This is a genomic window from Rhodococcus sp. T9N, assembly GCF_024436645.1.
GTDB lineage: Bacteria > Actinomycetota > Actinomycetes > Mycobacteriales > Mycobacteriaceae > Rhodococcus_F > Rhodococcus_F qingshengii.
The window spans coordinates 1-564 of the sequence record NZ_JAMSKS010000076.1 but is presented as its reverse complement, the minus strand read 5'-3'; the positions used below and the strand labels follow the sequence as shown (position 1 = coordinate 564).

1 protein-coding gene is annotated in these 564 nt (G+C 59.9%); it reads right to left on the bottom strand.

Annotated features, from left to right (window positions below):
- Window positions 1–215 precede the first annotated feature (215 nt).
- On the bottom strand, window positions 216–564 hold a 349-nt coding region (locus tag M1L53_RS33090; protein WP_261949522.1), incomplete at its 5' end, for a hypothetical protein.

Sequence of the window (564 nt, the reverse complement as noted above, 5' to 3'; positions counted from 1 at the left end):
TCATGGCTGCACCTCTAGGGCTAGTAGGCATAGGCCAGCTAGTGCCATGGCTAGAACGTGCACAACGACCCAGGAGAACCAGAATTCGCGGCCGGGAGGGCTGATATCACTCCGCACTTTCCACACGTATAGCGTCCACTTCGAATATCCAGCCACCACCGATACGGCGAGCGGGGTGAGGAGGATGAGCGCGATCACAATCTGCCAGTTCATGGCTACACCGCCTTAAATGGGGCCAGTGCATCCAACTGACTCGACGTCAGGGATGATCGATATCCAACATCGGCATTGAGGTCCACCGCATATGCGGTGCTGTGACTCTTGACCCACTCCCAGTCCAGGGATGAATTCTCGCCACGGACCCACACCCCCTCGGGCACATCAGCCCATGTCGGCCAATGGCGGTTCGGCTCCTGTGTCGCCTTCTCGACGATCACGAACCCCTTGGCCCCCAGCGCTTCGAGGACTCGGTCGGCGACATGCTCGGAGTAGTTGATGCCGTCCTGTTTCGCGGAAGCCAGTGCGGAGGCGACGATTCCGGAGGCTCGGCTGGCGGTCATGATG